The 6836-nt window shown below is 40.2% G+C and carries 9 protein-coding genes; 2 read left to right on the forward strand and 7 right to left on the reverse strand.

From position 1 onward, the window contains the following. Position 1 precedes the first annotated feature (1 nt). Entirely contained in the window at positions 2-82 is an 81-nt protein-coding gene (locus D7M11_RS38245) for an IS3 family transposase (RefSeq protein WP_420817643.1), read from the forward strand. Between the two features lie 496 nt (positions 83-578). On the opposite strand, the gene D7M11_RS35930 is transcribed toward D7M11_RS38245, so the two are convergent. Further along, complete coding sequence (locus D7M11_RS35930; protein WP_120752078.1) at positions 579-1031, reverse strand: hypothetical protein; 453 nt, start codon at positions 1029-1031, stop codon at positions 579-581. Between the two features lie 321 nt (positions 1032-1352). Between D7M11_RS35930 and D7M11_RS35935 the strand changes: the two genes are divergently transcribed. Beyond that, positions 1353-2555 carry an IS110 family RNA-guided transposase gene (locus tag D7M11_RS35935; RefSeq protein WP_120752079.1) on the forward strand — a complete coding sequence of 401 codons (1203 nt, stop codon included), beginning with the start codon at positions 1353-1355 and terminating at the stop codon, positions 2553-2555. A 255-nt stretch (positions 2556-2810) separates the two neighbouring features. On the opposite strand, the gene D7M11_RS35940 is transcribed toward D7M11_RS35935, so the two are convergent. From D7M11_RS35940 to D7M11_RS35965, 6 genes are all read right to left on the reverse strand, one after another. Continuing rightward, complete coding sequence (locus tag D7M11_RS35940; protein WP_120752080.1) at positions 2811-3428, reverse strand: hypothetical protein; 618 nt, start codon at positions 3426-3428, stop codon at positions 2811-2813. Next, a complete protein-coding gene (locus D7M11_RS35945) occupies positions 3425-3904 on the reverse strand; it encodes a hypothetical protein (protein ID WP_120752081.1) in 480 nt (159 codons plus the stop codon). The genes D7M11_RS35940 and D7M11_RS35945 overlap by 4 nt, the downstream gene beginning before the upstream one ends. A 46-nt stretch (positions 3905-3950) precedes the next feature. Further along, complete coding sequence (locus D7M11_RS35950) at positions 3951-4466, reverse strand: hypothetical protein (protein ID WP_120752082.1); 516 nt, start codon at positions 4464-4466, stop codon at positions 3951-3953. 185 nt (positions 4467-4651) lie between these two features. After that, on the reverse strand, positions 4652-5458 hold the full coding sequence (locus tag D7M11_RS35955; protein WP_120752083.1) for a DUF3800 domain-containing protein: 807 nt from the start codon (positions 5456-5458) through the stop codon (positions 4652-4654). 207 nt (positions 5459-5665) lie between these two features. Next, entirely contained in the window at positions 5666-5998 is a 333-nt protein-coding gene (locus D7M11_RS37695) for a cyclic-phosphate processing receiver domain-containing protein (protein ID WP_240041454.1), read from the reverse strand. A gap of 8 nt (positions 5999-6006) precedes the next feature. Further along, the gene (locus tag D7M11_RS35965) at positions 6007-6630 is read right to left on the reverse strand and encodes a hypothetical protein (RefSeq protein ID WP_120752084.1); all 624 of its coding nucleotides are present in this window, start codon (positions 6628-6630) and stop codon (positions 6007-6009) included. Positions 6631-6836 lie beyond the last annotated feature (206 nt).

Raw genomic sequence — 6836 nt, forward strand, 5'->3', positions numbered from 1 at the left:
CATCCATTTTTACAATTACGAGCGATTACAAGCAAAATTAAACGGTCTCAGTCCCATGGAATTCCGGACAAAGGCCGTTTAAAGAGCTTTTATTATTTATACTGTCTACTTGACGGGGTGCAGTTCATTCTATGAAACGGATGTCCACTTATAGTGTGTAACAATATATGAAAACACAGTAGAATCAAAGGCTGGTCAACGAAACTTGTAATTTAATATTCTATTGTATTTTGTACATATGTCCAGAAAGCAAAAAAAGCCCATTTTAGGCTTTTTACTTTCTCTTCTATGGCGAAGTAATGGGGTCTTATGATTAAAAATTACATGCGGCAAAAGCAAATCTTCTTTATTGTTTGCATGTTTTTCCTACCGAAGTACCAATCCAAATAACGTTTAAACCGATAATATTTCTTTCCCAAATATATTCTTAGCGAACTTCTTTTTATAGGCTTCAATAATGTCATTTTTCCTTGTTCCCCCTCTAACTTAATTTTATCGAAGTTTACTGCCCAATAGCTCAATAGGCTACCGATAATACTGGCAGCCTGATCATGAAGCTATCATCTTCGTTAGTTGAATCAATTTTCGTTTACGAAAGGCTTATAATCATGTTCGTACGATAATCTTGTTTCCTCATACGTTGGAGTATCAATGAGTTCAACATTTCCTATATTCAATCCTAAAAAATCTTTTGCAATTATTCTCACGCTAGTCTTAATCTCATCAATGTCCCAAGATTTTGATAATTTTGTCCACATATCAATATAGACAGGTTTATAGCCATCTGTATTCGTAGGAGCAGAATGAGGAACTTGACGAGATACATCTTCTAAGTCTCTTGGGTATATGCTCTCTGAGCCGGCGGTTACGCTCATCCTCCGGTGCCTTACGCCATATTCGTTGGATTGATGATCCCAGAAAATAACGTCTAGATCGTAATGCGGGATCCGGAGCTTATCGCTCAATAACGCCGCGATATAGGATTTACCGCTTCCTGAGCCGCCGATGATATGGATTCGGATTGCAAGCATCTCTTTCTTTCAGATTCTATTTGTGGAACTACCTATGTGGGGAGTATTTCGTCGTATTGTTTAAACTATCCTGCCCGTTCGTATTATGAGGTCACCAGATTCTTCTGGTGGACCTCATTTTAGTGTGGTCGTAAGATAGCGGTAGCCGGGGATCGAACGTTTCTGCCCGTGGGAGTTGGATCCCGAGAGCTATACAGTTCATCCCCCCTACTTGTTAAACCATGATTAGGCTGGTTGGGACGAGGATCCCGAATCACATGCGATAGTGTGGACAACAAGAAGGTTAGGGGTTACCGGTGAAATTATATTGGGAGTGATTATATGAACCCTGTCATTGGTTTGGATGTATCCAAAGGGGAAAGTCATGCACAAGCTTTTGCAGATCGAGGAACGCCCTACGGAAAGACTTTTCGTTTTAAACATGATCTTGAGGGACTCGCGTCTTTTCTTCGTTATGCTCAAGATTTGGAATCCTTTACGGGGAAGCGTTCGGCCGTCATATTAGAAGCAACGGGTCATTATCACAGTCCAGTTGTTCAATTCCTGGACGAGCATCAGTTTCTGCATGTCGTCATTAATCCGTTACTTTCACACCAAGCGAAAAAGGCTAATCTACGTAAGGTTAAAACGGATGCCGCCGATGCATACCAGTTGGGGGAAATATTCTACAAAGAAGAGCTGGAGCCTTACAAAAAACGAGGCCAATTTCTGATGAATTTGCGTTACCTGACAAGACAACACGAGTCTTTAACGGATATGTACGTTCAAGCAAAGTTACAATTCCAAGCGGTGTTAGATCAGGTCTTCCCCGAGTATCATGGCGTGTTTGGTGACCTTTATTCAAAGGTTTCCCTTCGTTTCCTGGCTTTATATCCAACGTCTCAGTCGGTGCTTGCGAGGTCCGAGAACGACATCATGACGCACATTCAGACTCTTGCGGGATTTGTTAATCCCAACGACTGGACGCTGGAAAGGGCACAAAAGCTAATGGCTGCAGCGGAGCGTAATCCCTTCAAGGAGACAGCTTTCCCAAGTCATTTAATCTCTCTGGACCTACTTATTCATTTACTTCTTCAATACCAAGAGCATCTAGCGAAGCTAGATCAGTCCATAGAGGAGTTAGCTCGAGGACTATTGGAGTATGATTTAATTCAATCGATCCCTGGCATCGGTACTAAACTTGCAGCAACAATTTTAGCCGAAATCGGGGAAATCGATCGATTCAATCATGCAAAAAAACTGATCGCCTTTGCAGGTATTGATCCTAGTGTATTTTCTTCCGGAAAGTTTACTGCTACTCGAAATCCAATTACTAAACGAGGTTCTAGAAAGCTCAGAACAGCCTTATACCTAGCTGTTCGTTGTGGTCTGCGAAGCTCACGTAATAAGAAATTAAGGGCTTTTTACGATAAGAAGCGTGCTGAAGGCAAACTGTTTAAAGTAGCTGTAATCGCTTGTGCCAATAAACTGATCCACTGGATTTATGCTATCTTAACTAAGAAAGAACCTTTCCGCTTAGTCTGAATTAGCAAGCCTTAGACATTGAGGAAAACCTTCCCATATACTGTGGGACGGTTATTTGTTGTACCCTTTTACCAGTATATCATCCTTCGTTTCGTTCATTAATAATTAAATATTGACAGCCTATTAGCTGGTATAGCGGAGCGAGGCCACCGATTGATTCGTCGGCAGCCTCGTCATGTTGTACTACTAAGCTCTTGTCTCCGTTTAGGTTAATTGCCAGCGGTATAGAAACCTCATTATATTACTAATTTTCTACTATCTTTGACTTCTGGCTTCCCTTTGTTCAGGAGTCAAATTATACAACTGTACGCCTTCTTGGTCATAAGCCAGCATTCGCGGTGTCATTGTCTGTGATTGATCATCGTCGGAGATGCGAATTGAGCGAGTGACTAGGTACACTCCTTCAGTCAAGGCGGCGTTCTGTACGTAACCATCCTGCCAAGTGACCTTTATGGTTGTGATTTTTGGATCGTGGACCTGGCCGATATAGTAATAATGCCGGTAATGCCCAAAAGTCGACATCCCCCCTCTGAAATCTATACGGACTTCGGGATCAATGGGCATGCCATAGCCGCCGCCTCGGTTTTGCCATAAGATACCGAACGGACGAGAGATGAAGAAGTGATGAATCATGGCATGCTGTCGATCCACCAGTAATACCAGACGAATACCTTGCCCGGAGTCTACGACCGATGTGACCGAAACTTCTGGAAGCTCCATACTCGATAAAGCCTGACGGGTGACGCTTTCTAGGCTCCATGGATTAGCTCCGTACAGTACTCTAAGCAGATAGAGGACTGCGATGACAATTACACACCACCGCAGCATATGACCTATAACGATGCGCTTTTTAGATGGCATTGCGTTTGTCATGATGGGTCACCTCCCTGAAGTGCGATGTTAAAGGAGAACGACTCACTAAAGGCTTCGTTATGAACGGTAATCGATTTAATTCCGGGAGGTACCACTTTTAAATGAAAATATCCCCTCGATCGAAACGCATTCGTTGTACTTCCGCCACCCATGGATTCAAAAGTGGCACCGGTATCGGTCGTAACTAGAATTTTATTCGGCAGTTTTGCGTATGGCCCCAATTGTTTTCCAGTCATATATACAAGTATTTCTTTTTGGTCATAGACAACACCATCTAAACGTACAGAAATATTAAAATAGGTCTGGAAATGTGTATCAGCATCGAAATAAACACCTTCGCGTTTGGCCTGTCGGATATCCTTTTCAAAGTTGAACGTGTCTGAGAAGGGCAGGGAGATCAGAACCCCAAAGCCTGTAAACAAAATTAGCAAGGTCCACTCGGAGAACCTTAGAATTGTAAGGATCTTCTTTCGCAAAATCGTTCACCACCTAGTACTTGTTCTGAGAAGAACTTTATTTCCACTATAGTCTCCGTAATGGTATAACCTCAAAACTTGCAATATTTGATTCAACTTCAAAATCTTTTTTATTATCCCCTTCACCAACTGAGAATCTGGCGATTGCTGACACTTCATAAAAACCAGGTGTTTTAAGTTTATATATATACTGCTCGGTTATCTTCCCTTGCCCTTGAAGAGGACGATATATTCCTACGTCTTCCATAGCGAATGTGTTGACACCCTTACCATATTTGTCTTTAATTTTGAAATAAAAAACACGTGCCGCATGTAGAATGGTTAAATCATTATCAGTTAAGTTCTCTAGAGTTGCCTCAGAAACAAACTCTTCATTCGGTTTTATTTGATTAGGGACAGATATTTTTGCTGTAAAAGTGACTTTCTCAGGAGCCGGAACGGTCGGTTTATCTACTTGGTCCTCGAGAATTGAACGATTTACAGCAAGTTGTTCTTCGGATTGAGAAGGTTGATTACATGCAACTAAGCCCAGCAAAACGAGAACTACTATTAATAATCTCATCCTTAAGCCCCCCCAAGAAACAAACGGAAAAATTTAGGGTTTTGTTGCGTAAAATTCACATCAAAAATTTTTAAAACAATTATTGAGCAATTCTGCCCTGTTACTCCAATGAAAAAAGGGAACAGTTGCCGCGGCGATCTGCTCCCCTCTAATTCCACTATCGTACCCGTTACTTCAATGTAAAGTTATTCATTTTGTGTACTATTGGACCTTATAATTGTTGCTTTGATTTTATCAATATCAATGTATTGTTCCGCTAATGGAGATAGTATTTCGAGCAGACTTACATCTCGTATCTTAGGCTCACTACTCTTAATAAATAATTGTGTTCTATTTAATGAAAAAGCTGCAAAATCAGCTAGCTGTATCGGAGTTATGTCAGCGGAGTCCCCAAAAAAAACTCCACTGTCTAAGAACACATCTTTGAATAATGGGGTTAGTATTCCAACACCATTTTTCTTATAGTTCTCATCAATGAAAACTCTGGCTAATTCGTGGTTGTTACTCCTATGTTCGAGAATGTAGTGTTTTACTTTATGTAAAAGATAAAACAAGCCCATATCGTTATAGTTAGTTAAATCAAAAGGACCAAAGCTGGTAATACCTTGACTATATAAATCTTCAAATTGTTGTAAAAATTCTGGAGACATTGACTGAACTAAAATGGGTAAATTATAATGCTTAAACAAATCGACTAGGACTTTAAATATACCTAGCCTTTTTCCAAAGGGAATATCCCGATAACCCTTTTTCCCGTTATAAATATCTACAAAGTGTAATTCCTTAAGTTCAAGCTCTGTAAATTCACTTGCTCCTTTGATGACACTATCTATTGATACAAATATCTCTCTCATAATTGTTGGATTAATTATAACAGCAACCCATGTTTTTTTATTCTCTTTATTAGGAATCCCCGTTTCATCAATAAATACTCCGTATTGAGAACCTTTTTGCAACTCTGTTAAAAAATCTGCATACTTTAACTTATTCATAAAAGCTCTCCCCCTACTATCGTTCTTCGTTAACGTAACGCATTTATCAGTCTCCTGAATACTTGTTTGGTGTAATCGAATAATGAAATATTTCAATATCGGCATCAATAAAACCTCTGCGTTGCGCGGCAAGTAGTGTTTCGTACATATTCTTTCGGCCCACTGGATTATCTGTGTGTAGGTATTTTATTGGCCCTCAAACCATTTTCACAAAAACTTAACGAAATCGTACCCATTGGGCAATTCGTTTCCGTGCTCATCCTCGCCTAAATCATGATCAAGCGACAGCAAATTTATCGGATTTTCTTGAAAAACTTGCACCGCTCCTTCAAAAGTCCTAGCCACAATAAAACCTTCTGGGCAGTTTCTTAAGTCATCGAGATAAAGATTAATCATAAAGGCACCTCTTGCTATAAGTACCCCCATACTACCACACATTGGAAGTAATCTGCCCTTTAGCTTAATGACAAAAGAAGCAGCTGCCGCGGTGGCATACTGCTCCCTCGATCGCTGAACTATCGTCTCCGTTTGCTTAATCACTTGAGGCCTTAATTTATCTTCAGATTGAACCACTTACAATATTTCAAAAATAACATTTCATTAAGGTTATCATCAGTCATGCATAATACCTTTTCCAATGAATGCTTATAAATATCCAACAAATCTGTCTCAATGGCTTGTAGCTTATTAATTAAGTCATTTCGGTTGTATTCTATATAAAACATTTTCTGTAATTCTTGCTCCGACAAATCTTTTCTCATTGTGCCAGAATAATCGTCAGACCAAACTCTGACCAAATCATTTACGTATTCCAAAGTGGGAAATGGATCATGACCAAGCCATACATCCTTTTTGCATATGACCGCTTCAAGCACGTCTCTCCATTTCTCAAGCCCACAACAACAACCCGGAAGTATTACACTATTTTTATCCTCGAAGGCTATTCCACCGCTTATTGCAACCTCATCAATGGTTATGAGTTCATTTAATACCTCAGCAGGCTCTCTATCCACATCTACGTGATTATACCCGCATACCAACGTAAAAAACAGGATGGCATCTTCCGACGTAGAAAATCTGGAAAGATAAATGGTTTCCCTGTATTCAATATTTGATAACCAAGAGGGCTGCTGAAAATATGGATCTTGGATTACAGCACTAACTCTTCCCATGATTTAACTCCTAATGATTTAATGTCTAAATACAGATTATCATACTTTCACTTTAACTCATTTCACTATCCTGCCCGGTTCGTATTATGAGGTCACCAGATCTTTCTGGTCGACCTCATTTTTGTATGGTCGTAAGATATCGGTAGCCGGGGATCGAACGTTTCTGCCCGTGGGACTTGGATCCCGAGAGCTATACAGTTCATCCC

The sequence above is a fragment of the Paenibacillus ginsengarvi genome, assembly GCF_003626695.1.
GTDB classification, from domain to species: domain Bacteria; phylum Bacillota; class Bacilli; order Paenibacillales; family NBRC-103111; genus Paenibacillus_AB; species Paenibacillus_AB ginsengarvi.